We start from the raw sequence: 25,541 nt of genomic DNA, 5'->3' as shown, positions 1-25,541 counted from the left end.
CCGGGCGGGGGGTATGACCATGATCGCTGACACGCCCGAAGAGTGGGACGTCGTCGACACCAAGGAACGCTTCCACGGCCACCTCTTCCGGATCGTCACCGACACCGTGAGGATGCCCCACGAGGAGGTGGCCGACCGCGACTACGTCGTCCACCCCGGCGCCGTGGCCGTGCTCGCGCTCGACGACCAGGACCGCGTCCTGATGATCAGGCAGTACCGCCACCCCACCCGCATGCTGCTGTGGGAGCTGCCTGCCGGGCTGCGCGACGTCGAAGGCGAAGCCCTGGTCGCCACCGCCGCCCGCGAGCTCGCCGAGGAGGCCGGCTACCGCGCCGACACCTGGTACACGCTCATCGACCTGCGCTCCTCGCCAGGCATGACCGACGAGCGCATCCGGGTGTTCCTCGCCAGAGGACTGAGCAAGATCCCCGAGGAGGAGAACGGCTTCGTCCACCGGCACGAGGAAGTCGACATGCCGGTCGAATGGGTCCCTCTGGCCGACGCGGTCGAGAAGGCACTCATGGGAATGATCCACAATTCCCCGGCCGTGGCCGGTATCCTCGCCGCATATGCGGCTTCGGTTGAGGGGTTCGCCCTGTTGCGCCCCGCCGACGCTCCTGAGGTGTGACGGAAGGACCAATTCGTGGAGGCGGTGCTCTCCAGTTACCTCGCCCACCTGGCGGTGGAGCGGGGCCTGGCTGCCAACACGCTCGCGTCCTACCGCCGCGACCTGCGCCGCTACATGGACCACCTGCGGGCGCGCGGGCGCCTGCGGCTCGACGAGGTGGGGGAGGCCGACGTCCAGGCCTTCCTCGCCGCGTTGCGCGAGGGCGACGGCGACCATCCCGCGCTCGTCGCCAGCTCGGCCGCGCGGGCCGTCTCCGCCGTACGCGGGCTGCACCGTTTCGCCCTGCGCGAAGGCGTCACGGCCCACGACCCCGCCCACGAGGTACGCCCGCCGCGCCAGCTCCGCAGGCTCCCCAAGGCGATCGCCGTGGACGAGGTCGAACGCCTCATCGCCGCCTCCGGCCCCGACGGCGCCCCCCTCACCCTGCGCAACCGCGCCCTCCTCGAGGTCCTGTACGGCACCGGCGCCCGCATCTCAGAAGCCGTCGGGCTGGCCGTCGACGACCTCGAAACCGACCAGGTACGCCTGCGCGGCAAGGGCGGCCGCACCCGTGTCGTGCCGCTGGGCCGCTACGCCCGCTCGGCCCTGGACGCCTACCTCGTACGGGCCCGTCCCGGCCTGCTCGCCCACGGGCGCGGCACCCCCGCCGTCTTCCTCAACGCCAGGGGAGGCCGCCTGACCAGGCAGGGGGCCTGGGAAGTGCTCCAGGCGGCGGCCGAACGAGCCGGACTCGCCGGGATAAGCCCCCACGTACTTCGCCATTCCTTCGCGACCCACCTGATAGACGGCGGCGCGGACGTTAGGGTGGTCCAGGAGCTGCTCGGCCACGCCTCGGTGACGACCACCCAGGTCTACACCCTGGTCACGGTCGACAAGCTCCGCGAGGTCTATGCCGCCGCGCATCCGCGTGCCCGGCAGTGATCTATAGTCGTTTCCGGCGTGAGGCAGCCCCCCGGCGTGCCGCCTTGCCGCGTTTAGTGGTGACGCCATAGTGTCCGTCCGGACGGTCCGGTTCGGGATCGTCAGGGAGGTTCGAGCTGGTGACTGTGACGACCAAGGGTTCGACCCCGGGGACCCCCGACAACCCCTGGGGCGACACGAAGACCAACGCGCCTTCCAACGGCGTCAATCTAGGCCCGACGCAGCGGCCCCGGCCGGTGTTCCCCGAGCCGGTGCCCCCGGAGGTGCACGGTCCGGCCCGCGTGGTCGCGATGGTCAACCAAAAAGGCGGCGTCGGGAAGACCACGACCACGATCAACCTGGGGGCCGCGCTCGTCGAGTGCGGGCTCAAGGTCCTGCTGGTCGACTTCGACCCGCAGGGGGCGCTGTCCGTCGGGCTGGGCATCAACCCGCTCCAGCTCGACCTGACCGTCTACAACCTGCTGATGGACCGCGGCGTCACAGCCGAGGACGTGCTCCTCGAGACCGGCGTCGAAGGGCTCGACCTGCTGCCCAGCAACATCGACCTGTCGGCCGCCGAAGTCCAGCTCGTCACCGAGGTCGCCCGCGAGCAGGTGCTCGGCCGCGTCATCAAGCCGCTGCTGCCGCACTACGACGTGTGCCTCATCGACTGCCAGCCCTCGCTGGGCCTGCTCACCATCAACGCGCTGACCTGCGCCCACGGGGTGATGGTGCCGCTGGAGTGCGAGTTCTTCGCCCTGCGCGGCGTGGCGCTGCTCATGGACACCATCTCCAAGGTCCAGGAGCGGCTCAACGAGGAGCTCGAGATCGAAGGGCTGCTCGCCACCATGTACGACGCCCGCACCCTGCACGGCCGCGAGGTGCTGGCCCGGGTGGTGGAGGCGTTCGGCGACAAGGTCTTCCACACGGTGATCAACCGCACCGTGCGCTTCCCCGACGCCACGGTCGCCGGCGAGCCGATCACGACCTTCGACCCGTCGTCCCTCGGCGCCAACGCCTACCGTGAGCTGGCCCGCGAAGTGCTGTCGCGCTGGCCCGCGCCTGCCACAATGGCCAGGTGACCGCAGAGCAGACCGAGCCCCAAGGCTTCCAGGTTCACCTGGACGTCTTCGAGGGTCCCTTCGATCTGCTCCTGGGCCTCATCGCCAAGCACAAGCTGGACATCACCGAAGTCTCGCTCTCCAAGGTCACCGACGAGTTCATCGCCTACATCCGCTCCCGCGGTCCCGAGTGGGACCTCGACCAGACCAGCCACTTCCTGCTGGTCGCGGCGACCCTGCTGGACCTGAAGGCGGCCCGGCTGCTGCCCTCCGGCGAGGTCGAGGACGAGGAGGACCTGGCGCTGCTGGAGGCCAGAGACCTGCTGTTCGCTCGGCTGCTCCAGTACAAGGCCTACAAAGAGGTCGCGAAGATCTTCGCGGGGCGGATGGCCGAGGAGGCGCTGCGCTTCCCGCGTACAGTGCCGATGGAGCCGCAGTTCGCCGACCTGCTGCCCGAACTCATCCTCGGCATCGGGCCCGAGCAGCTCGCCAAGATCGCCGCCAAGGCGTTCACCCCCAAACTGCCGCCCACCGTGAACGTCGGGCACATCTACCAGCCGCTGGCCAGCGTCAAGGAGCAGGCGGCCCTCCTCGTCATGCACCTGCGCCGGCTGCGCCGGGCCACCTTCCGCGCGCTGGTGGCCGACTGCGAGGGCACCTTCGAGGTCATCGCCCGCTTCCTGGCGGTGCTCGAGTTGTTCCGAGAGTCGGCAGTGACGTTCGAGCAGCTCGAACCGCTAGGCGACCTGCACGTCACCTGGACGGGCTCCGACGACGGAGACGTCGCGGTGGGGGACGATTACGAGGAATCCGCGGAGAAACCAGCTGATGACTGACAACCCCAATCCGTTGCCCACCCCACGCAAATCCCCCGACTCCTCCGGCCCCCCGCTACCCGCCTGGATGGCCCTCCCGGGCTCCCTCGCCCAACCCGGGGCTCCCGCAGTGGAAGGAGACGGCGACCCCCCGCCTCTGGACGCCGCACCGCCAACCGACGCACCGGAGAGCAATGCCCCACTGGAGGCGGCCGACACGCCGACGGGCGATGCGACCCCGGACGCGGACGACACACCGGTGGGGGACGCGACACCGGACGCGAATGACACGCAGGTGAGCGATGAGACACCGGAAGGAGCCGCCGCACCGCTGGACGCGCCTCCGGCAGACGGCCCGCCGCTGGACGCGTCACCCAATACCGCCGCGCTCGCCTTCGGACGCCCCACGAAGGACGACGAGGAACGCCCACCGCACGCCAACCCGACGATCAGCGTGTCCCAGGACACCAGCGTGTCGCAGGTAACCGGTGCGGCTTTTGAGGCCATCGTCGGTGCTGGTGCCGAGCCCGAGCCGGAGGCCCAGACCGAGGCGAAGGCTAAGGCCCGCGCAGGTGGCGGGGATCAGGGGCGGGGTGTAAAGGGCGGTGGCGGTCAGGGGGTGGGTGCTGACTATCGCGGCGCTGAGGGAGCTGGTGGGGGAGAAGAAGGGCAGGGGCCGACGCTTGAGGCGGCGCTGGAGGCTATCCTGCTGGTGGTTGACGAGCCCGTCGCCGAAGTGACTCTCGCGCAAGTGCTGGAACGGCCCACGCACGAAGTCGCGGCGGCGTTGCGGGCGCTGGCGGAGGAATATACCGCTGCCGGGCGGGGTTTTGATCTGCGAGAGGTCGCGGGCGGCTGGCGTTTTTATACGCGTGCCGACTGCGCACCGCTGGTCGAGCGGTTCGTACGCGACGGCCAGCAAACGCGGCTGACCCAGGCCGCGCTCGAAACACTCGCGGTCGTGGCTTACCGGCAACCGGTGAGCCGTGCCCGCGTCGCCGCCGTGCGCGGTGTCAACAGTGACGGCGTCATGCGGACGCTCGTCGCCAGGGGGCTGGTCGAGGAGGCCGGCACCGACCCGGAGAGCCAGGCAGTGCTCTACCGGACAAGCTCATACTTCCTTGAACGTCTGGGACTGCGGGATCTCAGCGAGCTGCCTGAGCTCGCTCCCTTCCTCCCCGACGACGTGGAAAATCTCGAGGAGACGACAAAGTGATCAACAGGCGAAGCACCCCGTCCGGTGATGGACGCGGTCGTGGACGTACCGGCGGCTCCGGCCGTGGCGGGCGTCCCGCCTTCCGTTCCGACGACCGCCGTGACGGCGGTTTCCGCAGCCGGTCCGACCGCGAGGACTCCCGGGGGAGGTCCGAGCGCGGCGAGTCCCGTGACGGCGGCTCCCGCAGCGGCGGTTTCCGCGGCGATTCCCGCACCGGCGGGTCCTCCCGGAGCGATTCCCGCGGTGGCGGACCCCGCAGTGACTCGCGCGGTGAGTCTCGTGGCGGTTTCCGTGGCGAGTCTCGCGGTGAGTCTCGTGGCGGTTTCCGTGGCGAGTCTCGCGGTGAGTCTCGTGGCGGTTTCCGTGGCGACTCACGTGGTGAGTCTCGTGGCGGTGGGTTCCGCGGTGACTCGCGGCGTACTGACACACGCCGTGACGGCGGCTACGGCCGTGACGGCGGCACCGGGCGCGATGGTCGCGACGACCGTGGTCGTGACCGCGACCGTGACCGTGGGTTCGGGCGCGACTCGGCGAGCCGGGGGCCCGCGCGTGACTCCCTTCGCGCCGATCGTGGCGGGACCAGGGCCCGGTACGGCGGTGGCCGCGACGGCGACCGTGAGGCCCGATACCCGCGTGCCGGGGGTGCCCGTGACGAGCGTTACTCCCGCGACCAGCGCGACACGCGAGACGACCGGTACACCCGCGACGACCGTCCCCGTGGTGACCGCGACGACCGCCCTCGTGGTGACCGCTACGCGTCCGAGGGCCGTTACCAGCGCGACGACCGCGCCCCCCGTACCGAACGCCAGGAAAGGCCCCGTGGCGGCCGTGAGGAGCGCTACGAGCGCCCCAGGGGCGACCGTGGCGGCTACCGCTCCGACCGGCGAGAAGACCGCGGTGGCTATGACCGCGGCGGTTCCGGCCGCAGCGGTTCCGACCGCGGCGACTTCGCCCGCGGGGGCTCCGGCTACGAGCGGCGCGACGATCGTCCGCGGTTCCGCGACGACCGTCCGGGCTTCCGCGCCGACCGGAGTGGCCGCAGGGAGGACACGACGTCCGGGGCGGAGTCCACGACCCGTTCCCGTTACGGCAGGCGCGGCGACGACGCCCCGAGAAGGGACGGCGCGCAGGCACGGAGCCGAGCTCCGAGAAGGGACGACGTCCAGACGGTCGGCGGCGGTCGGCGGGAGAGTTACGGCAGCCCGCAGCACGATCGTGTCAAGGCGGCCCGCCAGCCCCTCCGCGACCGCGATTTCTACTCTGACGACTACACCGACGAGCGCGACACCACCGAGGTCCCCAACGGGGTGCGCCTGCAGAAGGTGCTCGCCCAGGCGGGCGTGGCCAGCCGCAGGGCGTGCGAGGAGATGATCGGTGACGGCCGGGTCACGGTGAACGGGCAGGTCGTACGGAGGTTCGGGGCGAAGGTGGACCCGGCGACCCAGGTGATCCACGTGGACGGCAAGCGCATCCCGACCGCCCCCGACCTGGTCTACTACGCCCTGAACAAGCCCATCGGCGTCGTGTCCACGATGGACGACCCGCAGGGCCGCCCGTGCCTGGCCGACTTCGTCGAGGAGCTGGCGCCGAGGCTGTTCCACGTGGGCAGGCTCGACACCGAGACCGAGGGCCTGCTGCTGCTCACCAACGACGGCGAGCTGGCCAACCGGCTGACGCATCCGAGCTATGGCGTGCAGAAGAAGTACTGGGCCAAGGTGCCCGGGCCGATCCCGCGCGACCTCGGGCGCAGGCTCAAGCAGGGCATCGAGCTGGAGGACGGCCTCGCCAAGGCCGACGGCTTCTCCATCGTGCAGGAGCACGGCCAGCAGGCGCTGGTCGAGGTCGTGCTGCACGAGGGACGCAAGCACATCGTGCGGCGCATGCTGGAGGAGTCGGGCCACAGGGTGATCGACCTGGCCAGGATCGAGTTCGGGCCGGTGAAGCTGGGCCGGACGAAGCCGGGGACCGTCAGGGCGCTCACGCTGAAAGAGGTCGGCGACCTTTACGCGGCCGTGAAGCTGTAATCTGGCCGGACGCAGGAGCCCGTGCGAACCTCCGCACGGGCTCTGCCGCTATGACGAAGGGGACTAACCACATGGTGCGGGCGATCCGCGGGGCGATCCAGGTGGACGCCAACGACCGTGGCGCGATCATCGAGGCCACGACGGAGCTGGTCAGCGCTATCATGGAGCGCAATGATCTGACCACCGACGACGTGATCAGCGTGCTGTTCACGGCCACGCCTGACCTGACGGCCGAGTTCCCGGCGCTCGCGGCGCGCAAGCTGGGCTTCCATGAGGTGCCGTTGATCTGCTGCTCCGAGATCGACGTGCCGGGGGCGCTGCCCCGCGTCGTGCGCCTCATGGCCCATGTCGAGACCGACCGCCCGCGGGCCGAGATCCAGCACGTCTATCTGCGTGGCGCGGTGGCGCTGCGGCAGGACATCGCGCAGTAAACGTCCGGCGGGCCCGCCGGAGCACACTTCCTCAACCCACAGTCCGACACATCAGGAACCGAGATGGATCTTCGCACCGTGCTCGTCGTGGGCACCGGTCTCATCGGCACCTCAGCGGCGCTGGCGCTGCGCAAGCGCGGTGTACGCGTGTTGCTCGCCGACCGCGACCAGGGCGCGGCGCGGCTGGCGCGGGAGCTCGGCGCGGGTGAGGAGTGGGAGGCCAGCGGCCACGAGCGGGCGGACCTGGCGATCATCGCGGTCCCTCCGGCCCACGTGGCGACCGAGTTGCTGGCGCTGCAGCGCCACGACGCGGCCAGGTTCTACACCGACGTGGCCAGCGTGAAGGCCGAGCCGCTCCACCGTGCCGCGCAGCTCGGCTGCGACCTGGCCACCTACGTCGCCTCCCATCCGCTGGCCGGGCGCGAGAAATCCGGGCCGGGAGCGGCCCGCAACGACCTGTTCCTGGGCCGGCCGTGGGCGCTGTGCCCGACCGATGAGGCCGAGCCCGAGGCCAGGGCCGCCGTGCTGCGGCTGATCGAGCTGTGCGGGGCCAACCCGGTCGAGGTGAGCGCGACCGATCACGACCGTGCGGTCGCGGTCGTCTCCCACGCGCCCCATGTCGCGGCCTCCGCCGTGGCCGCCCGTCTGGCCGACGCCACCGACGTCGCGCTGGGCCTGGCCGGTCAGGGCGTTCGCGACGTCACGAGGATCGCCGGCAGCGACCCGAGCCTGTGGCTCGGCATCCTGTCGGGCAACGCCTCGCCGGTCGCCGAGGTGCTGGAGGCGGTCGCCACCGACCTGGCCGACGCGGCGAGCGCGCTGCGTGCCCTGGCCGACGGCGACGGCACCGCCACCAGCGAGATCACCCAGTTGCTCAAGCGGGGCGTCGTCGGTCACGATCGCATCCCGGGCAAGCACGGCGGTCCCGCCTCCTCCTACGCGGTCGTCCAGGTCGTCATCGGCGACCGTCCCGGCCAGCTCGCCCGCCTCTTCCAGGTCTGCGACGAGGTCGGGGTCAACGTCGAGGACGTCCGCCTGGAGCACGCCCCCGGGCTGCCCCTGGGCATCGCCGAGCTGTTCGTGCAGCCCGACGCGGCCGCCACGCTCACCGAGGCCCTGCACCAGCGCGGCTGGCAGGTGCCCTAGTTTCCCCTTGAGGGCCGATGTCACATCGCCGCCTCCTCGATCCGTCTTCAGGGCGAATCAAGGAGGTAAGGACGATGACCGACATCCTGGTACTCGGCGGCGGCTACACCGGCATCGCGGCGGCGATCAGGGTCGCCGCCAGGACCCGCCGCACGGGCGGCGAGGTGCGGCTGGTGAACGCCTCGCCGAGGTTCACGGAACGGCTCAGGCTGCACCAGACGGTCGCGGGCCCACCGCTGCGCGAAAAAGCGCGCCTGCAAGGCGCTGGAACCACAGCGGCCGGGACACTGCGCGGCAGGAGCCCGCAGCCGTTCCGGTTCGGCTATCTGCACCAGCCGGTCAGCGTCTCTGATTGGCTTAGCGATCCTGAGGAATCCCCAGGAACAGTGCACGGCGAAATGCCGGGCATGCACCAATCGTCTTCGTGCCCTGGTGCCGGTGGACAAAGCCTCGGGCCCGCGTGGCACGTCCCTCCGGACGCTTGTCGGTCCAGCGTGCACGGCTGGGACCGAGGAGGGTGCCCCGCGTCGCCTGGGCACGGGGCGTGCTGATGTCAGAACGCTACCACAGGATCACCAAGAGTTGCCAAGGAAGCTGGGTGCCGGGCTCCGGTCGGGGACGCCACTCTGAGGGCCGAAGCCCGCCGTGTCAGGGGCGGCGCAGCGCTGCACGGCAGTCGCCCTCGATCAGGTGGACGCTCCCGTTGACGGCCGCGTGGCGCCGACGTACGGTAACAGTGTTACCGACCAGAAACGGCGTTACCGTGACCACTGTGTACCAGCGAGCCCAGCAGGAAGGCCAGGACGTCGTCCGGGCGGCGATCCTCGACGCCGCCACCCACCTGCTCGTCACCGAGGGGCCCGCGGCGCTGACCGTGCGGCGGATCTCCGGCGAGGTCGGCTGCTCCACCAAGGTCATCTACACGCTCTTCGGCGGGAAGGATGGGCTGATCCAGGCACTGTGGCTGGAGGGGTTCGCCAGGTTCGAGCGATGGTTGCTGGCGGTGCGGCCTGTGGCCGATCCGCTGGCCTACCTGCGCGCCGGGCTGGACGCCTACCGCGCCTACGCCCTCGCCGAACCCGACTACTACCGGGTCATGTTCGAGGGGGCCGTGCCCGGGTTCAGGCCGGGGAGCGCGGCGGTGGAGGCGGCCAGGCGCGCGTTCGACCTGCTGGTACGTGGTGTGGGCCGGTGTCTGGAGGCAGGCGTGCTGCGCGGGGGCACCGCGAAGGAGATCGCCGACGTGTTGTGGATGGCCGTCCACGGCGCCGTAAGTCTTGAAATTTCTGGCTATTTCGATAAGGCCGAGGCCGCTGCCCGCTACCGGCTGCTCCACACCTCGGTGCTCACGCCATTCCTGGCTTCCGGCGGAAGGAACGTGCCATGACCACCCCGTACAGAGGCGGCTTCGCCCCGGTGACCGACGAGGTCACCGCCTTCGACCTCGAGGTCACCGGCCGCATCCCGGCCGAGCTCAACGGCCGCTACCTGCGCAACGGCCCCAACCCGCTCAGCCTCGACGACCCGAACGCCTCGCACCTGTTCATGGGCGAGGGCATGGTCCACGGGGTGCGGCTGCGCGACGGCCGCGCCGAGTGGTACCGCAACCGCTGGGTGCGCAGCGCCCACGTCTCCGAGCGGCTCGGCGAACGGCCCCGGCCCGGGCCCGTGCACGAGAACATGGACTTCGCGGCCAACACCCACGTCATCGGGCTCGCCGGACGCACGTTCGCGACCGTGGAGGCGGGGGCGCTGCCGTACGAGCTGGGCTACGAGCTCGACACGATCGGCCCGTGCGACTTCGACGGCGGGCTGCCCGGCGGGTACGCCGCGCACACCCACCTCGACCCGGTCAGCGGCGAACTGCACGCGACGGCCTACTTCTTCGGCTGGGACCACCACCAGCACATCGTGATCGACCAGAAGGGCTCGGTGACGCAGATCAGGAACATCCCGATCGCCGACGCCCCGATGCTGCATGACTTCGCCCTCACCGAGCACTATGTCGTGATCTACGACCTGCCGGTCACGTTCAGCATGGCCCACGCCGAGCAGGGCGTGCGGATGCCGTACGCGTGGAACGACGCCCACGGCGCCAGGCTGGGCCTGCTGTCGCGCGCGACCGGCGAGGTGCGCTGGGTGGAGGTGGAGCCGTGCTGGGTCTTCCACACGCTCAACGCCTACGAGGACGGCGAGGAGGTCGTCGTGGACGTGGTCCGCTACCCGAAGCGGTTCGTGGACGCGCGGCTCGAACTCGGCGGCACGCCCACGCTCGACCGCTGGCGGATCAGTCTGATCACGGGCAAGGTGACCCAGACCCGGCTGGACGACCGGGCGCAGGAGTTCCCCCGCATGGACGAGCGCCGCACCGGACGGCCCTACCGGTACGGCTACACCGCCGCCGCCCGCGACGTCCACGACATGGCCTATCCCGGCGGCTCCGAGCTGGAGGACCTGCCCGACGAGGCGTTCGACAACACGCTGATCAAGCACGACCTGGAGCGCGGGACACAGGAGTCGCGGCGGTTCGGATCGGAGGCGTACGTGGGGGAACCGCTGTTCGTCGGAGCGGACCCGGATTCGGCCGAGGACGACGGCTACGTGATCTCCTACGTCAACAATCCGGCCAGGGGCGCGGCCGACCTGGTGATCCTTTCGGCCCAGGATTTCACCGGCGAGCCGGTCGCCACCGTTCACCTGCCCGCCCGGATCCCCCTCGGCTTCCACGGAAGCTGGATCGCCGACTGACGGCGTCCTGACCCGGGATCGCGCCCGATTTTCACGGGAGCGTGATCGCCGGGCGAGCGGGCTCGGGGTCAGGCCATTTCGGGAGCGCGGAGCGCCGGAGCGGCCTGAGCGGCGAGCGGGCTCCGGGCCGGGGCGGTTGGGCCGGCGGCGAAACTCGGATCGCCGACCGATCCGGAGGCGGTAGCCTCTTCGGGTCGGGTTACACACGTGCAGAGGGAGAGGCCGTGACCGGTCTGGTCGTCGCCATGGACGGCCCTTCGGGGTCGGGTAAGTCGAGCGTCTCGCGCGGAGTCGCCCGCGCGCTTGGCGTGCGTTACCTCGACACCGGGGCGATGTACCGCGCGATGACCTGGTGGATGCTCCAGCAGGGCGTCGACCTGGCCGATCCCGCCGCGATCGCGGCCCGCTGCGCCGAGCCCCGCATCGAGTCGGGCACCGACCCCGACGGCTCCGCCATCCACGTCGACGGCGTCGACGTCGCGGGGCCGATCAGGCAGGCCGACGTCACCGGCGCGGTCTCGGCCGTGTCTGCCGTCCCCGAGGTGCGGGCGCGTCTGGTCGCGCTGCAGCGGGAGATCATCGGCGGTGGCGACATCGTGGTCGAGGGCCGCGACATCGGCACGGTCGTCTGGCCGTCCGCCACGCTCAAGGTCTACCTCACCGCCAGCGCCGAGGCCCGAGCCCGGCGGCGCAGCGCGGAGGTGACCGGCTCGACCGTGGAGGCCCAGCAGGCCGCCATGGCCACGCGTGACAAGCTCGACTCCACACGTAAGGCAGACCCACTCTCGGTGGCGGATGGCGCCATCGAGCTCGACACCACCGAACTGACCTTGGAAGAGGTCATCGCGGAGGTGCTGAGACTGGTCGCGAAGCGGAGGAGCTCGGAGGGAGACAGTGAATCCGACGAGCTCCGAAGCGGCAGCGGCCACATACGCGAGCGCACCTGACCCTCAGGTGCGGTACTCAAAAAGGATGAAAAATCGTGTCAACGGGGGATTGGGTCGAGGCTGAGCTCGACGACCTTGAGATCACCGAGCACGGCGACACCACGCCGCTGCCGGTCGTCGCCATCGTGGGGCGGCCGAACGTCGGCAAGTCCACGCTGGTCAACCGCATCATCGGCCGCCGCGAGGCCGTCGTCGAGGACGTTCCAGGCGTCACCCGCGACCGCGTCACCTACGACGCCAACTGGCGTGGCCGCCGCTTCACCGTCGTCGACACCGGCGGCTGGGACCCCGACGCCACGGGCATGAACCTGCGCATCGCCGAGCAGGCCCAGGTGGCCGTCCAGTTGGCCGACGTGATCGTGTTCGTGGTCGACGCGACCGTGGGCGCCACCGACGCCGACGAGATCGTGGGCGCGGTGCTGCGGCAGTCGGGCAAGCCCGTCATCCTGGCCGCCAACAAGGTCGACAACCAGCAGCTCGAACTGGAGGCCGCCGCGCTGTGGGCGATCGGGCTGGGCGAGCCCTACCCCGTCTCGGCGCTGCACGGCCGCTCCAGCGGCGACCTGCTCGACGTGATCCTCGACGCGCTGCCCGACACGCCCGAGCTCACGTTCGAGGCCGAGCGCGGGCCCGCCCGCGTGGCGCTGCTCGGCAAGCCCAACGTCGGCAAGTCCTCCCTGCTCAACAAGCTCGCGGGTGAAGACCGGGTGCTGGTCGACCCCATGGCGGGCACCACCCGCGACCCGGTCGACGAGCTGATCGAACTGGGCGGGCGCACCTGGCGCTTCATCGACACGGCCGGCATCCGGCGGCGCGACCGCGAGCTGCAGGGGGCCGACTTCTACGCTGCCATGCGCACCCGCGCCGCGCTGGAGCGTACAGAGGTGGCGATCGTGCTGATCGACGCCAGCGAGCCGCTCACCGAGCAGGACCTGCGCATCATCGGCCTGGTCATCGAGTCGGGCCGGGCCATGGTCGTGGCCTTCAACAAGTGGGACCTCCTCGACGAGGACCGCCGCTACTACCTGGAGAAGGAGATCGACCGCCAGCTCGTCCGCACGCCGTGGGCGCTGCGGGTCAACATCTCCGCCATGACCGGGCGGCACGTCGACCGGCTGGTCCCGGCCCTGGAGAAGGCGCTCGACTCCTGGTCCACACGCGTGCCCACGGCCCGGCTCAACGCGTTCCTGACCGAGCTGGTGCAGCGCACGCCGCCGCCCGTGCGGGGCGGCAAGCAGCCGAAGATCCTCTTCGCCACGCAGGCGTCGGTGGAACCGCCGAAGTTCGTGCTGTTCACCTCCGGCTGGCTGGAGGAGACCTATCGGCGCTTCATCGAGCGGCGGATCAGGGAGGAGTTCGGGTTCGCCGGGTCGCCGATCGAGGTGACGATGAAGATCCGGGAGAAGCGCCCCAAGAAGGACAAGTAACTCTTTGGCGTTCCGGCGGGGCCGGCCGTATGATCAGGCGCAACACGTCGAAGGAGACGAGTAGCCAGCGGCCCCGCACGGGCCAGAGAGCCGCCGGTAGCTGCGAAGGCGGCCCCGCGCCCCGCTGGTGAAGACACTCCTGAGTGCGGGGAGGAAATGCCCCGCCGGTCTGACCCCGTCATCGGGTCGTCGAGGCCGTCCCACCGGGGCGGCGAAAGTGCGGTGGCACCGGGAGCTCCCTTCTCCCCCGCACTCCCAAGGGATCATGCATTTCCTTCTGAGGAGTTGTAATGATCTCTCGTGTCATGTCGGCGGAGCTCGCTGAGCACGCCGGCCAACGAGTGACGATCGCCGGTTGGGTCCATCGCCGCCGGCGACTGAAGTCCGTGTCCTTCCTCGTCGTCAGGGACCGTGCCGGCCTCGCCCAGATCGTGGGCGCCGGCGACCTGCCGGTCGAGGAGAGCGTCGTCGAGGTCACCGGCACCGTGACGGCCGGCTCGCAGGCCCCTGGCGGGTTCGAGCTGGTCGCGCCGGAGATCGAGGTGCTCGCGGAGCCCGTCGCGGCGCCGCCGTTCGACCTCTACCGTCCGGTCGTCCCGGCGGCGCTGCCCACGATTCTCGACCACGCGCCGGTCGCGCTGCGGCATCCGCGGCTAAAGGCGCCGCTGGAGATCTCGGCCGCGAGCGTGGCCGGGTTCCGCGAGACCCTCGACGGGCTGGGCTTCACCGAGATCCACACCCCGAAGATCGTCGCCTCGGCCACCGAGTCGGGCGCGAACGTCTTCGGCATCGACTACTTCGGCCGCCCCGCCTACCTGGCGCAGTCGCCGCAGTTCTACAAGCAGGCGATGGTCGGGGTGTTCGAGCGGGTCTACGAGGTCGGGCCCGTCTTCCGCGCCGAGCCGCACGACACCGTCCGCCACCTGGCCCAGTACACCAGTCTCGACGCCGAACTCGGCTTCGTCCGCGACCATCGGGACGTCATGACGATCGTGCGCGCGGCCGTCGCGGGGATGCTGGAGTCGGTACGCCGGCACGCCGCCTCGGCCGTCGACCTCCTCGACGTCGCGCTGCCCGAGGTGCCCGCCGAGATCCCGGCCATCCACTTCACCGAAGCCCAGCGGCTGACCGGCGAATTCGAGCCCGACCTGTCGCCCGCGCAGGAACGCCTGCTGTCGGAGTGGGCGCTGCGCGAGCACGGGTCCGAGTTCCTGTTCGTCACCGGCTATCCGATGTCCAAGCGGCCCTTCTACACCCATCCCGACCCCGGACGGCCCGGCTACACCAACGGGTTCGACCTGCTGTTCCGGGGGCTGGAGCTGGTGACGGGCGGGCAGCGGCTGCACCGCTACGAGGACTACACGAAGGCGCTGGCCGAGCGCGGCGAGGACCCCGAGCCGTACGAGGGGTACCTGCAGGCCTTCCGGTACGGGATGCCGCCGCACGGCGGGTTCGCGCTGGGGCTGGAGCGGTGGACGGCTCGGCTGACGGGCGCCGCCAACATCCGCCAGACCACCGCCTTCCCGCGCGACCTGCACCGGCTGACGCCGTAACCCGGGCGGGTCTTACGACGGCGAGATGTTGATGGGCCGGGGCGCGGGACGTCCCGGCCCATGCTGGGCAATGCGGATCTTGACCAGGACGGCTGGTCCCTTGCCGACCTGGTGAAAAGAAGCCGGGTAAACGGATGCTATGGAAGACTGGCCCGCAATGAGTGCAAAAGGGGCATTGATTGTGGCAGGTTCAACGGTTCTCGCTCTGGCGGGAATGGTGGTCGTCGCCACATTGGCCCCTAATTTCCTGCCCGGAGGCGCTTGGCGAGGCGGGGTGACGCTCGGCAAGGCCGCATCGGGCGGCGTGGTCGATCTTCCCCGGCTCGGGAACGGGAGCATCCTGGCCGCGAATCGTTGGCCAAGCGCGTGCGAACTGGTGAACGGGGATGACGTCAAGTCCATCCTTCCCGACGCAGAAGAGATTCAGGCTGAAAAAGGACGTTCCTACAGCGTCTCGATCGAAAAGTTCGCGGCCGACCCCGAGTGGAGAGAGAGCAACAGGGCCGAGGCAGGCCAGTGCCTGTACACGATGCGCCTGCCCGGCGAGGTGTACGAGGCCACCACGTTCTGGGTCCGCATCGAGGCTGTGGCCGCTCCCGAACTGATCGCCGCCTACAGCCAGAAGGTCGAAAGAGGACTCGACACCAACCAGGGTGCCCGGGGGGCCGACAGGTGCAGGCTCACGGGCGCCTCGGGCAACTGGTTCTGCCACAAGGGGCCTGTGCTGTTCACCGTCGGCGGGCACACCACCGCGACCTTTCGCGGTTTTCAGGGCCCGGCCCCCTTCTTCTGGCGGGACAAGGTGCTGCCCCAATTCGTCCAGACCATCAGCGCGAAGATCAAATAGTCATCCGCGGGTACGGCGATGCGGCATGAGGAGTGCGGCCGCCGCGCCCGCGACGCAGATGAACGCGGTGACCAGGAACATCTCCGTGTACTCGGTGTGCAGCGCCGCCTGCACCTTCGCGGTGTAGTCGGCCAGCCGCCGCTGGTAGGTCTGCGCGTCCACCCCGAACGGCAGCGGCGTGTCCAGGTCGGCCGTCAGTGACTGGAACCGGTAGAACCCCCAGGCCGAGACGGCGGCGATGCCGATCAGCATGCCCATCATCCTGGCCACCACCACGGCCGCCGACGCGACGCCGTGCTCGGAGGCCGGGACCACGCGCAGCACCGCCGCCGACACGGGGGCGATGACCAGGCCGAGGCCCAGACCGGCCACGACCAGGTCCACGTCCACCACCAGCCCGGCCTCGGCCAGGGCGAGCGGCCAGCGGCTCATCAGCCAGTAGCCGGCCGACGCCAGCACCAGGCCCGCCACGGCCACGGTCCTGTCGCCCAGCTTCCGCGCCAGGAGGCCGCCGAGCAGCGCGCTGACCGTCAGCGCCGCCAGGAACCTGGCCAGGACCAGCGAACCCTCCAAGGCGTCCTTGCCCATCAGGGTCTGGGCGGTGAACTGCACGAACACCATCGTCACCAGCAGCGCCGCCCCCGTCAGGAAACTCACGGCCAGGGTGGCGAGCAGCGGGGTCTTGCGGGTGCCGGAGAGATCGAGAAGGCGGACGGGGGAGCGGATCTCCCACCACACGAAAACCGCCGCCACCAATGCCCCCGCCCCTATCACGGGAGGGCCCCACGGGGGGAGGACCGCCTTGGCCGGGTCGGGGTTGTAGAGGCCGACGACGAGCAGCGCCATCGACAACGCCAGCAACCCCCCACCGACCAGATCCACCCGCCGGGCAACGGGGACGCCCGTGCCGAGGTCCGTGGCCGGCTTCGGTTGTCCTTCCATGTCGGTGGCAGCGCCGGTGTGTCCCAGCGTGGGGGAGGCCGCGTCTGGGGGTTCCGCCGCATCGGCGCGCTCCACTGTTCCGGTGGGCACATCCGGCCGTCCTGTGGCGCCGCTGTTCGGGACGGGCAGTTCCGGCGCCGAGTGCACCGCTGCGCCTGTGCCCGCGTCGGCGGAGGTGTTGGGGTTCGGTGGGGTGTTGAGGGACCCTGGTGTGGTTCGTGTTCGGCCGGGGATCGTGAGTTGGACCGCTATGGCGGCAGCGGCGGCCAAGGGGAGGTTGATCCAGAAGATGGCGTGCCATTCGCCCAGCTCCACCCCCGCCACCGTGGTGCGTGGGATCTGCGCCAGCAGCCCGCCGTACAGGGGCCCGAGCACGCTGCCCAGTTCCTGCGCCGCCCCGACGGCCCCCAGCGCGACCGGGCGCTCGCGTTCGTCCCAAAGGTCGCCGATGAGCGCCATCGTGATCGGCAGCAGCGCCCCACCGGCCACCCCCTGCACGGTACGCCCGGCGACCACCATGACCTCACCGGAGGCCAGCGCCGTCAGCACGGACCCGAGCGCGAACGCCGCCAGGCACGCGTGGATCAGCGGCCGCCGCCCGTACCGGTCGGAGAGCTGGCCGAGCAGGGGCATCGCGGCCACGTACCCCAGCAGGAACCCGGTGACGATCGGCGTGGCCCGCTCCAGGTGGTTCAGCGGGATCTGCACGTCCTCGGCGATGTCGATGAGGACCGTCATCACCACGTACGCGTCCAGCGCGGCCAGCAGCACGACCGCGCCCCCTGCGCCGAGCGCGACCCGGCGGGCGGCCCTCATCGGGCGGGAGGCGGCGTGATCGTGATCGGCGCGTCGTAGTCGCTGATCGACACCGTCACGGTGCCGCCCTGCAACGGCAGGCTGGCCTTGGTGAGCCTGCTGGTGGCCTGGTCGAGCCAGATCTTGCCGCTCACGCCCTGGGTGACGTTGGGGATGATCTGTCCGACGATCTGGCCGGGGAGCGTGGCGGCGACCCGGTAGGAACCGCTCTCGACCCCCTCGACCTTGGGATCGGTGGCCGAGGAGAGCAACTGCGCGATGCCCTTGGTCGGCGAAAGGATCACCGACGGGTCGTAGAACTGCGCGAGCTGGTCACGTGTCATCTTCTGGAAGCCGCCGGTCGGCCCCTTGAAGTGCACGGTGTCTCCGACCAGCGCGAAGCTGATCTCCTGAAGGGTGCCCAGCACCTCGAGCGAGATCGTGCCGTCGGCGTCGCCGGCCGAGGTGAGGCGTCCGTCGGCCTTCTTCACCGGCACGCTCGGCTTGCCCTCCGTCGCGATCGAGAAGGAGGCCGATTTGACGCTCTTCATGGCCTCCGCGGCCTTCTTCATCAGGTCGGGCCCTGTGGGAAGCGCGTCCCCGCCGTTTGACGAGCACGCCGACGCCAGCGTGAGTACGGCCACGATCAGAAGCTTTCTGAGCATGAGCGGATGGTAGCGAGCGGCCGGGAACGTCCGTGGGGCGTCGCGATATCGGTTGGGTGTCAGCGTAGCTTCTTCAGATGTTCCACGATCGGCGTGTACGCCGCGTCGATCGCGTCCAGCTGTTCGTCGCTCAGCCGGTCGACGAAGTGCTCGCGCACGCCCGACACGTGGAGCGGCGCCACCCGCTGGATCGTCTCCCACCCCTCGTCGGTCAGCACCGCGAACGTGCCCCGCCGATCGTCGCGGCACTCCTCCCTGGTCACCAGCCCTTTGGCCTCCATGCGGGAGATCTGGTGCGACAGACGGCTGCGCGACTGGATGGTCGCGTCGGCCAGGTCGCTCATCCGCATGCGGCGTCCCTGGCTCTCGGAGAGGTTGACCAGGATCTCGTAGTCGTTCAACGACAACTCGTGCTCCTGCAGCTCGCGGTCGAGCCGGTGCATGAGCAGCTTGTGCAGCGCCAGATGCGTACGCCAGGCACGCTGTTCTGCGGGTGAAAGCCAGCGAGGCGCGCTCATGATCCCAATCTAGCGCACGTGGCAGCGGACGCGCTGTGACCTGCGGAAGGCCCTGGGACGCCGGGCTATTCGGGGATGGGGATCCTCCTGGCGGGGGAGTCGGTGACCACGCAGACCCTGATGTCCGGGCCGGTGCTCCATTCGAGCACGTGGCGGCCTGTGAGGTCGTCGCCGCCCGAGCCCAGCTTGTCGAGCGTCAGCTCGCCGCGCTTGATCAGCGCCTCCTTGCGCGTCCAGTGGCGCATCAGCTCGTCGTTGCCGGTGACCATCGCCCGTTCGCGCGGGGTGAGCACCCGGTCGGCCAGCAGCACGTCCAGCGGGCCCGGCCGCACGTGCTCGGCGTCCACGCCGACCTTGCCCGGCCCGGCCGCCGCGCACACGTAGCCGCGCGTGTGGCTGAAGCTGACGCCCAGCTCGGGGGCCTGTTCGAGGTACGGTCTGCCGTGCCCGAGGCCGTGCAGGTCGCAGTACTGCAGGAGCGTCAGCTCGTGCGGCTCGACATCGAGGACGGCGGCAGCGCACACCCGCACCAGGAGGTGGGCGGCGACGAAACACTCGCGGTCCACCTCGAACTTGAACCGTCCCGCCCGTTCCCGCTCCACGTCGGTGAGCCACTTTTCGGGGGCGCGCACCTCATCGGGGCGGCCGCCCATCGCCAGGGGGCCGATGGTCAGTCCCTCTTCTTGTCGTCGCCGCCGTTGAGGTTGTACTGGTCCTCCGAGGCCGCGCCGAGCACGGTCACGTCGTGGACCTTCCAGGTGCCCTTCTCCTTCACGATACTGATCTTAAGGTGCGAATCCTTTACCGAGCGGATCGCTTCAGAAGTGTTCACCTGTTGATCGACGACGACGATGGCGTGCGCGGTGGCCTCGTCCACGTCGGCCAGGTAGACCTCGCGTACCGTGGCCTGCGACGTGGCCTTGAGCTTGACGATGACCTGCGCCATCGCACCCCCGAAGGCCGTGTCGTACGTTGCCAGGAAGTCGCCCGTGGCCTGGGCGGCCAGAGTGGAGCGGGTGGTCTGCAGGTCCTGGTAGTCGTAGCTGAGCAGGGCCTTGCTGAACGCGGTCGCCGCGCCCGACACCTCCAGGCGCAGCGCGCGTTCGCTCTCCAGCTTGGCGCCGGCGTCCTGGGCCTGGGCGGCGGAGATCCACTGGAGTACGGCGGTGGCGGCCAGCGCGGTCACCAGCATGGCCGCCACCGCACCCATGACCCGGACCCGCGCCGGACGACGGCTCCCCGGCTTCCCCTCTCCGCCCGCTGTTGCGTCGGTTGGGGCCGCGTCGGCCGGAGGTGGGCTGTCGGTCGGAGAATCGGGGTCGGTGGGCACCTTGGCGAGGTCCTGCTTGGTGAGGTCCTGTTCGGTGGTCATGAACCCTCCTTCGTCGGGCCCATGTTTCCCTGCTTACTGATGACCTCGGCAAGCTCGGTCATGACGACTCCTCACGGCGGCGAGCGGCCCGGCCCGCCGCGATCCAGCCCACGATGCCACCGCTGGCCACTACGGCGAGGAAGATCGCGACAATCAGCGGAGCGGTGTTCACCGGGGTACGGCGGGACGTGGCATCGGTGGCTGCCACGCCACGGGGTGACTTGGTGGCTTCCTGGCTTTTGTCGGGCTCGGCAGATCCCGTGTCGTCAGCGGGCCCGCTGACCGTGGGTCTGGTGTCGGAGGGTCCCGTGCCGGTGTTCTTGGCGACCGCGCGGCGGGACGGACCGGCCGCGTCCCGATCGCGGCCGCTTTCGTCGGGCGCACGCGAAGGACACTTCCTCAGCCGGGGCACGGAAGGCGGCCCCAACGGCCCCGCGTACTCCTCTGCGGGCGTCGGCCCTCCGGGCACGCTGAAGATGAACGCCGCCTTCGCGTACACGGTGTCCCCCCGCCGATCGCTGACGTCGTCGGTCAGGCTGAGCGCGGTCGGCACCTGGCTCAGCAGGTGGTGCACGTTCCGTTCGGTCTCGGCGGAGAACACCGGCCGGTGCGGCAGCCCCGCCGCCGTCAGCAGGCAGGAGAACCCCGGTCTGGACGCCTTGATGGCCTCGTCGAGCTGCGCGAACACCCCGGGCCCCTGGTCCAGGAAGGCGTTCAGGTCGCTGCGGGAGGCCCGCAGCGCCCCCGTCACCGTGTTCAGGTCGGTGATCCCCGAGGCCAGCTCGCCCCGCTTGCCGGCCAGTGTGTGGGTGAGCTGGGTGAGCTGGACGGACAGGTCGTCGAGCAGGTCGGCGTTGTCGGCGAGCGTGCCGGTCAGGGCGTGGGCGTCGTCGATGATGTTCCTGATCGCGGGGGCCCGCCCGTCGAGTGCGACGGCCAGTTCATGGACGATCGTCTTGGCGTCCTTGGGCGGCACCGCGTTCAGCAGCCGGCCGACGCCCTCGAACAACTTCTTGTAGTCGAGCGGCACCGACGTCTTGGTCAGCGGGATCGTGTCGCCGGCGGCGAGCACGGGCCCGTTGACGCCCTTGGCGGGCGGGGAGAGCTCGACGTAGGGTTCTCCGACGGCCGACTTGCGCCGCACCTCGGCCGTGCTGCCCTGAGGCAGCCGGATGCCGCGATCGATGTCGAGGCCCACGACGACCTTGCCGGGCGCCAGCCGTACGTCGCCGATCTTGCCGACCCGCACCCCCAGGTAGGCCACGTCGAACCCGCGGATCAGCCCGGGGGAGGAGCGGAACTCGGCCGCCACGCGGTAGGGCCGCTCGATCGCGTCGAGCTTGATGATCGTGCTGAACGCCCAGATCACCATGACGACGCCTAAGGCCGCGAAGAACCCCAAGTTCAGATAAATCCGGTTCCTCATCGCGGCGGCTCCAACAGCAGGCGGAAGTCCTCCACCCGATCGCGCGACGGCGGATCGGCGGAACGCCGCGGCGTCAGCACGCCCTTCAGCCACACATACGTCAGCATCTGCCCGTTCGCGGTCATCGGCGGCGTGTCGATGAACGCCTGCAGCCGCGCCACCAGCGTCTTCAGATCCTCCTTGCCCCGCTGCATGGCCGACGAGATCGCCTCCAGCTCCCGCAGCAGCGTGCGCAGCCGGGCCGCGTGCCGCGGATAGACCGTGAGGTTGGCCTCCTTGGCCAGCTTCGTCAGCGCCACGATCGCCTTCTTCACGTGCCCGCGCCCGTGCGCGATGCGCGAGGTGGCCGAGGCCAGCGTGCCCGGCAGCGCGTCGAGTTCGGAGCTGCCCCTGGCCAGGTCGTCGCCCAGCCGGGCCAGGGCGTCGATACTGGTGCCCAGGTCGTGTCTGGCAGCGGTGTAGGCGTCGGTGACCTGGGCCGTCTGCTTGATCAGCTTGTTGACGTCGTCGCCCTGCCCGGCGAACGCGGTCGAGGCCGCGTCCAGGATGGCGTTGACGTCCTGCGCGCCGAGCGCCTCGATGAGCGGCCCGGCCTTCGCGGTGACCTGCTCGATGTCCGGCTCGACCGAGGTCTCGGCGATCGTGGCGCCGGTCTTCATGTACGGGCCCGTCGTCAGGTCCTTGCCTTCGGGCGGGGTGAGCAGGACGTAGTTCTCGCCCAGCACCGACGTCTTGGCCACGGTGGCCGTCGTGCCCTCGGGCAGGCGGTGCTCCGACGGGAGCGACATCGTCACCCTGGCCCGGTATCCCTGCAGCCGGACGTCGGTGACGCTGCCCACCCGTACGTCGGAGATCTGCACGCTGTGCCCGGCGACCAGGCTCTGCACGTCGTCGAAGACCGCGTACAGGGTCATGTCGCCGGTGGCCGAGCCGAGCGTCTGCAGCGAGCAGGACGCGGACAGGCCCAGCGCCAGCAGCCCGGCCAGGAGACGGGACCTCATCACCGCCTCCTCTGCCGCTCGAAGGGGCAGTTGCTCAGCCCGGCGGGCAGGCACGGTACCTTGCCCAGGCCCAGAGACTCGAACAGCGGCGTCAGCCACGCCCGCGTCATCGCGTTGAGCACGATGCGGATCTTCAGCACGTGCTGTTTCCTGTCCCAGGAGTCGATGACCACGTCGGCGAAGTCGGCCGCGCCCTTGACCGCCTGCGCCGTGGCCGCGCTGTTGGCCCTGAGCGTGAGCACCAGTTCGGCCAGCGTGCCCGCGGCCTGTGGCAGCCGCTGCGAGTACTGCTCGATGAGCACGTCGCCGCGGCGCACGAAGCCGGCCATGCCGGAGATGAAGCCGCGCAGCCGCCGCCGCTCCTCGGCCAGGATCGCGCTGGCCTCGGCGAAGGAGTCGATCGCGTCCGTGACCTGGCCCTCGCGCCTGTTGAGCCGGGTGGCCAGCTTGTTCAGGCCGCTGGCCAGTTCGATGAGCCGCTGGTCCTGCTCGGCCAGGATGCCGGTGAGTTCGGAGGTGTCGGCGATCGCGTTGTTGATCGTCTTGCCGCGTCCCCTGACGCCGTCGGCCAGGTCGCCCGCTACCTTGCCGAGTGTGTCGTCGTCGAGCGCGTCGGTCAGCTTGGTGAAGGCGTCGAGCGCGTCGTCGATCTCCACCGGCAGGTCGGTCCGCTCCAGCGGGATCGTCGCCCCGGGCGCGATTCGCCGCTGGCCGGGTTTCCACGGGGGATACAGGACGACGTTCCGCTCGCCGAGCGTGTTCTGCGGCGCGACCACGGCCTTCACGTCGGCCGGCAGCGGGACGTCCCGATCCACCAGCAGGTCGACGCGCACTTTGTCGCCATAAATGGCGATTTTTGAGACGTATCCCGCGTCGAGTCCCATCACCTTGATCCGCGCCTCCTCGTACAGCGACGGCGCCTTGCCGAAGAACGCCACCAGCCGGTACGGCTCCGCCCCCACCGCCGAGCACCCCGACATCAGCAGGGCTCCGGCCAGCAGGACCGCCGGCAGCCACCTCATCGCTTGTCCCTCCGGTCCTTGGTGACGGCGGCCAGCACCTCCGGGTTGATGGGGCCCAGGCCAGAGGCGATGGCCTCCAGCCACGGGCCTTGGCCGCCCATGGTGGACAGGCCGGAGAACGTCGGGCCCGCCCAGGCCAGCAGTGAGTTGAGCTGCTCGTTGCTGCCGCTGAGCCGGGTGGTGATGGCCGCGTTGTCGTCGAGGACCCGCACCAGCGACCTCTCGTGCTCGTTGATCAGCCGGGTGGTGCTGCGCACCAGGTCGCTGCCGTCGCCGAGCAGCGTGCGCAACTCGCTCCTGCGCCTGCGCAGCTCGCTCAGCATGACCTCGATGGCGTCGATGAGCCGGGTGAGCTGTTCGTCCTTCCTCTCCAGGACCTTCATGATCCTGTCGCCGTTGTCGAGGAGCTTCTGGAGCTGCGGCTCGCTCTTGCTGATCGTGTCCGACAGGTCGCCGATGTTGCGCAGCAGCCTGGTCACGCGGCCCCGCTTGGACAGGTCGACCTTGGCGACCTCGGTGAGCAGGTCGTCGATCGCGTCGGTGTCCAGGCGCTCGACCAGGCGGGTCGCGTCCTTGACCGCGTCGTTGATCAGGGTCGGCACGCCGGTCCGCTCGACGGGGATGCGCCGCTGCGCCTCGGGGAGCTGGTCCAGGTACGGGGCCGCCCCGGCGCCGGAGAGCTTGACGTAGCGGCCGCCGAGCAGATTCGACAGGGCGATGTCGGCCCGGGTGCCACGGCCCAGCCGCACGCCGTCGTCCACCTTCCAGGTGACGACCACGTGGCCCTGCGCGTAGTCGGCCCGCACCTCGGTGACCTTGCCGACGCGCACCCCGGCGACCCTGACGTCGTTGCCGGTACGCAGCCCGCCGGAGTCCACGAAGATCCCCGACATGGAGTAGCCGCCCTCCAGCAGGCCCAGGTTGCCGACCAGGAACGTGGCCACCAGGATCGTGCCGAGCGTGACCACCGACACCAGGCCGACGGCGATCCTGTTGCGGTCGCGGAAGGATTTGAGCGCCATCACCCGCCCACCATGAGCTTGCGCAGGTCCTTGGTGCTCTGGACCCTGGTGTTGCGCAGCGGCGGCGGGGTCCGCATCCCGTACGGGCAGGGCGCCGGCCCCAGCGCCAGGCAGGGGACGGCGGTGATGAAGTAGTGGCCGCGGTTGACCGTCGCGTAGGAGCGCCGCAACAGCGGCGGGAACGTGCTGACGGTCTTGTCGATCTGGCTCACGTGCCGTCTGATGCCGCCGGTCAGCCCCGACAGGTTGTCCACCAGGCGGCCGAGCTCGTCGGCGTTCTTGCCGATCACCTCGTTGGAGGTGCGGACCGTCGTCGACAGCTCCACCAGCGACTCGTCGATGAGCTCGCGGTTGTCGGCGAACGCCTCCGAGAGCGTGACCAGGTTGTCCACGAGCTGTTCGAGCTGCTTGTCGCGGCGGGCGACCACGCCGGTAACGGTGGCGTAGTCCTCGAGCAGCCCCTGGATGGTCTTCTTGCGCTCGTTGACCGTGGTGGTGATGGCGTTGACGTTGTCGAGCAGCCGGGGGATGTCGCGCTCGTTGCCCTTGAGCGATTTGGCGGCGGCGGTCAGGAGCTGGTTGATCTGGTCGGGGTCGAGGCTGCGGGTCAGCGGCCCGAGATCGCTGACCAGCTCGCCGATGTCCACGACGGACGAGGTGCGCCCGATGCGCCCGCCGGGCGGCAGCCGGCCGGGGGCGGTGCCGGGCAGCAGGTAGATCACGCGCTGGCCGATGGCGTTGCGCCAGCGTACGGCGGCCTCGGTGTCGACCGGCACCCGGACGCTCTCCCGCACCTCCAGCGTCACCTCGGCCCGGCCGTCCACGACCCTGATCGTCTCCACCTGGCCGACGGGCGCCCCGGCGATCTTGACCTGGTCGCCCTCGACCAGCCCCGACACGTCGTCGAAGGTCGCCACGATCCGGTAGCCGGCGCCCGTGCTCACCCGGGCGATCTGCACGCCGATCACGACGATCAACGCCACGGTCAGGCCGACGAAGAGCGCGAACCGCAGGAAGGTCCATCCGCGCCGCATG

The 25,541-nt window shown here is 70.2% G+C and carries 24 protein-coding genes; 14 read left to right on the top strand and 10 right to left on the bottom strand.

Going from position 1 to position 25,541, the window contains the following annotated elements; translation table 11 throughout:
• Positions 1-19 precede the first annotated feature (19 nt).
• The 14 genes from ACFOY2_RS09460 (at position 20) to ACFOY2_RS09395 (ending at position 15,743) form a co-directional block, all read left to right on the top strand.
• Positions 20-628 carry an NUDIX domain-containing protein gene (locus ACFOY2_RS09460; protein ID WP_379527573.1) on the top strand — a complete coding sequence of 203 codons (609 nt, stop codon included), beginning with the start codon at positions 20-22 and terminating at the stop codon, positions 626-628.
• Positions 629-643: 15 nt separating this feature from the next.
• Entirely contained in the window at positions 644-1,549 is a 906-nt protein-coding gene (locus tag ACFOY2_RS09455; RefSeq protein WP_379527572.1) for a site-specific tyrosine recombinase XerD, read from the top strand.
• Between the two features lie 125 nt (positions 1,550-1,674).
• The gene (locus ACFOY2_RS09450) at positions 1,675-2,610 is read left to right on the top strand and encodes a ParA family protein (RefSeq protein ID WP_379527880.1); all 936 of its coding nucleotides are present in this window, start codon (positions 1,675-1,677) and stop codon (positions 2,608-2,610) included.
• A complete protein-coding gene (locus ACFOY2_RS09445; protein ID WP_379527571.1) occupies positions 2,607-3,425 on the top strand; it encodes a segregation and condensation protein A in 819 nt (272 codons plus the stop codon). The genes ACFOY2_RS09450 and ACFOY2_RS09445 overlap by 4 nt, the downstream gene beginning before the upstream one ends.
• 598 nt (positions 3,426-4,023) lie before the next feature.
• Positions 4,024-4,620, top strand: a complete 597-nt coding sequence (gene scpB, locus ACFOY2_RS09440; protein WP_379527879.1) for an SMC-Scp complex subunit ScpB — start codon at positions 4,024-4,026, stop codon at positions 4,618-4,620.
• Entirely contained in the window at positions 4,617-6,644 is a 2,028-nt protein-coding gene (locus ACFOY2_RS09435) for a pseudouridine synthase (protein WP_379527570.1), read from the top strand. The genes scpB and ACFOY2_RS09435 overlap by 4 nt, the downstream gene beginning before the upstream one ends.
• Positions 6,645-6,715: 71 nt before the next feature.
• Entirely contained in the window at positions 6,716-7,075 is a 360-nt protein-coding gene (gene aroH, locus ACFOY2_RS09430) for a chorismate mutase (RefSeq protein ID WP_357806440.1), read from the top strand.
• Positions 7,076-7,138: 63 nt separating this feature from the next.
• Positions 7,139-8,221, top strand: a complete 1,083-nt coding sequence (locus ACFOY2_RS09425) for a prephenate dehydrogenase (RefSeq protein WP_379527569.1) — start codon at positions 7,139-7,141, stop codon at positions 8,219-8,221.
• Between the two features lie 772 nt (positions 8,222-8,993).
• Positions 8,994-9,608, top strand: coding sequence for a TetR/AcrR family transcriptional regulator (locus ACFOY2_RS09420; protein WP_379527568.1), 615 nt, complete (start codon positions 8,994-8,996; stop codon positions 9,606-9,608).
• Positions 9,605-10,969, top strand: coding sequence for a carotenoid oxygenase family protein (locus ACFOY2_RS09415; RefSeq protein ID WP_379527567.1), 1,365 nt, complete (start codon positions 9,605-9,607; stop codon positions 10,967-10,969). Before ACFOY2_RS09420 ends, ACFOY2_RS09415 begins: the two co-directional genes overlap by 4 nt.
• A gap of 224 nt (positions 10,970-11,193) precedes the next feature.
• Positions 11,194-11,916 (top strand): (d)CMP kinase, encoded by a 723-nt coding sequence (gene cmk / locus ACFOY2_RS09410; protein WP_379527566.1) that lies wholly within the window; start codon positions 11,194-11,196, stop codon positions 11,914-11,916.
• A 35-nt stretch (positions 11,917-11,951) separates the two neighbouring features.
• Positions 11,952-13,343, top strand: a complete 1,392-nt coding sequence (gene der / locus ACFOY2_RS09405) for a ribosome biogenesis GTPase Der (RefSeq protein WP_379527565.1) — start codon at positions 11,952-11,954, stop codon at positions 13,341-13,343.
• A 290-nt stretch (positions 13,344-13,633) separates the two neighbouring features.
• Positions 13,634-14,896: an aspartate--tRNA(Asn) ligase gene (gene aspS / locus ACFOY2_RS09400; protein ID WP_379527564.1), complete on the top strand. Its 1,263-nt coding sequence runs from the start codon at positions 13,634-13,636 to the stop codon at positions 14,894-14,896.
• 139 nt (positions 14,897-15,035) lie between these two features.
• Positions 15,036-15,743 (top strand): hypothetical protein, encoded by a 708-nt coding sequence (locus ACFOY2_RS09395; protein ID WP_379527563.1) that lies wholly within the window; start codon positions 15,036-15,038, stop codon positions 15,741-15,743.
• Here the strand turns inward: ACFOY2_RS09395 and ACFOY2_RS09390 are convergent, their stop codons facing one another.
• The 10 genes from ACFOY2_RS09390 to ACFOY2_RS09345 all read right to left on the bottom strand — a co-directional run bounded on the left by ACFOY2_RS09390 (position 15,744) and on the right by ACFOY2_RS09345 (position 25,540).
• Positions 15,744-17,501: an MFS transporter gene (locus tag ACFOY2_RS09390; RefSeq protein ID WP_379527562.1), complete on the bottom strand. Its 1,758-nt coding sequence runs from the start codon at positions 17,499-17,501 to the stop codon at positions 15,744-15,746. It abuts the gene before it with no gap.
• On the bottom strand, positions 17,498-18,145 hold the full coding sequence (locus ACFOY2_RS09385; RefSeq protein WP_379527561.1) for an LppX_LprAFG lipoprotein: 648 nt from the start codon (positions 18,143-18,145) through the stop codon (positions 17,498-17,500). Before ACFOY2_RS09385 ends, ACFOY2_RS09390 begins: the two co-directional genes overlap by 4 nt.
• Positions 18,146-18,204: 59 nt before the next feature.
• Positions 18,205-18,663 (bottom strand): MarR family winged helix-turn-helix transcriptional regulator, encoded by a 459-nt coding sequence (locus tag ACFOY2_RS09380; protein ID WP_379527560.1) that lies wholly within the window; start codon positions 18,661-18,663, stop codon positions 18,205-18,207.
• A 65-nt stretch (positions 18,664-18,728) separates the two neighbouring features.
• Positions 18,729-19,295 carry a 4'-phosphopantetheinyl transferase family protein gene (locus ACFOY2_RS09375; protein ID WP_379527559.1) on the bottom strand — a complete coding sequence of 189 codons (567 nt, stop codon included), beginning with the start codon at positions 19,293-19,295 and terminating at the stop codon, positions 18,729-18,731.
• A gap of 38 nt (positions 19,296-19,333) precedes the next feature.
• Complete coding sequence (locus ACFOY2_RS09370; RefSeq protein ID WP_379527558.1) at positions 19,334-20,035, bottom strand: hypothetical protein; 702 nt, start codon at positions 20,033-20,035, stop codon at positions 19,334-19,336.
• Positions 20,036-20,093: 58 nt separating this feature from the next.
• The gene (locus ACFOY2_RS09365) at positions 20,094-21,461 is read right to left on the bottom strand and encodes an MCE family protein (protein WP_379527557.1); all 1,368 of its coding nucleotides are present in this window, start codon (positions 21,459-21,461) and stop codon (positions 20,094-20,096) included.
• Entirely contained in the window at positions 21,458-22,462 is a 1,005-nt protein-coding gene (locus tag ACFOY2_RS09360; protein ID WP_379527556.1) for an MCE family protein, read from the bottom strand. The genes ACFOY2_RS09365 and ACFOY2_RS09360 overlap by 4 nt, the downstream gene beginning before the upstream one ends.
• On the bottom strand, positions 22,462-23,484 hold the full coding sequence (locus ACFOY2_RS09355) for an MCE family protein (protein WP_379527555.1): 1,023 nt from the start codon (positions 23,482-23,484) through the stop codon (positions 22,462-22,464). The genes ACFOY2_RS09360 and ACFOY2_RS09355 overlap by 1 nt, the downstream gene beginning before the upstream one ends.
• On the bottom strand, positions 23,481-24,506 hold the full coding sequence (locus ACFOY2_RS09350) for an MlaD family protein (protein WP_379527554.1): 1,026 nt from the start codon (positions 24,504-24,506) through the stop codon (positions 23,481-23,483). The genes ACFOY2_RS09355 and ACFOY2_RS09350 overlap by 4 nt, the downstream gene beginning before the upstream one ends.
• The gene (locus tag ACFOY2_RS09345; RefSeq protein ID WP_379527553.1) at positions 24,506-25,540 is read right to left on the bottom strand and encodes an MCE family protein; all 1,035 of its coding nucleotides are present in this window, start codon (positions 25,538-25,540) and stop codon (positions 24,506-24,508) included. The genes ACFOY2_RS09350 and ACFOY2_RS09345 overlap by 1 nt, the downstream gene beginning before the upstream one ends.
• Position 25,541 lies beyond the last annotated feature (1 nt).

Origin of the sequence: Nonomuraea purpurea (genome assembly GCF_042650645.1) — a bacterium.
Taxonomy (GTDB): Bacteria; Actinomycetota; Actinomycetes; order Streptosporangiales; family Streptosporangiaceae; genus Nonomuraea; species Nonomuraea purpurea.
Note: the sequence above shows the minus strand (reverse complement) of the source record. Positions and strands in the feature narration are given on the sequence as shown.

What these genes read in the sequence shown, in the direction of transcription:
- ACFOY2_RS09460 (WP_379527573.1), top strand. Translation starts at nt 20, where the DNA reads ATGATCGCTGACACGCCCGAAGAGTGGGACGTCGTCGACACCAAGGAA.
- aroH (WP_357806440.1), top strand. Translation starts at nt 6,716, where the DNA reads ATGGTGCGGGCGATCCGCGGGGCGATCCAGGTGGACGCCAACGACCGT.
- ACFOY2_RS09425 (WP_379527569.1), top strand. Translation starts at nt 7,139, where the DNA reads ATGGATCTTCGCACCGTGCTCGTCGTGGGCACCGGTCTCATCGGCACC.
- ACFOY2_RS09415 (WP_379527567.1), top strand. Translation starts at nt 9,605, where the DNA reads ATGACCACCCCGTACAGAGGCGGCTTCGCCCCGGTGACCGACGAGGTC.
- aspS (WP_379527564.1), top strand. Translation starts at nt 13,634, where the DNA reads ATGATCTCTCGTGTCATGTCGGCGGAGCTCGCTGAGCACGCCGGCCAA.
- ACFOY2_RS09395 (WP_379527563.1), top strand. Translation starts at nt 15,036, where the DNA reads ATGGAAGACTGGCCCGCAATGAGTGCAAAAGGGGCATTGATTGTGGCA.
- ACFOY2_RS09390 (WP_379527562.1), bottom strand. Translation starts at nt 17,501, where the DNA reads ATGAGGGCCGCCCGCCGGGTCGCGCTCGGCGCAGGGGGCGCGGTCGTG.
- ACFOY2_RS09385 (WP_379527561.1), bottom strand. Translation starts at nt 18,145, where the DNA reads ATGCTCAGAAAGCTTCTGATCGTGGCCGTACTCACGCTGGCGTCGGCG.
- ACFOY2_RS09380 (WP_379527560.1), bottom strand. Translation starts at nt 18,663, where the DNA reads ATGAGCGCGCCTCGCTGGCTTTCACCCGCAGAACAGCGTGCCTGGCGT.
- ACFOY2_RS09370 (WP_379527558.1), bottom strand. Translation starts at nt 20,035, where the DNA reads ATGACCACCGAACAGGACCTCACCAAGCAGGACCTCGCCAAGGTGCCC.
- ACFOY2_RS09365 (WP_379527557.1), bottom strand. Translation starts at nt 21,461, where the DNA reads ATGAGGAACCGGATTTATCTGAACTTGGGGTTCTTCGCGGCCTTAGGC.
- ACFOY2_RS09360 (WP_379527556.1), bottom strand. Translation starts at nt 22,462, where the DNA reads ATGAGGTCCCGTCTCCTGGCCGGGCTGCTGGCGCTGGGCCTGTCCGCG.
- ACFOY2_RS09355 (WP_379527555.1), bottom strand. Translation starts at nt 23,484, where the DNA reads ATGAGGTGGCTGCCGGCGGTCCTGCTGGCCGGAGCCCTGCTGATGTCG.
- ACFOY2_RS09350 (WP_379527554.1), bottom strand. Translation starts at nt 24,506, where the DNA reads ATGGCGCTCAAATCCTTCCGCGACCGCAACAGGATCGCCGTCGGCCTG.
- ACFOY2_RS09345 (WP_379527553.1), bottom strand. Translation starts at nt 25,540, where the DNA reads ATGCGGCGCGGATGGACCTTCCTGCGGTTCGCGCTCTTCGTCGGCCTG.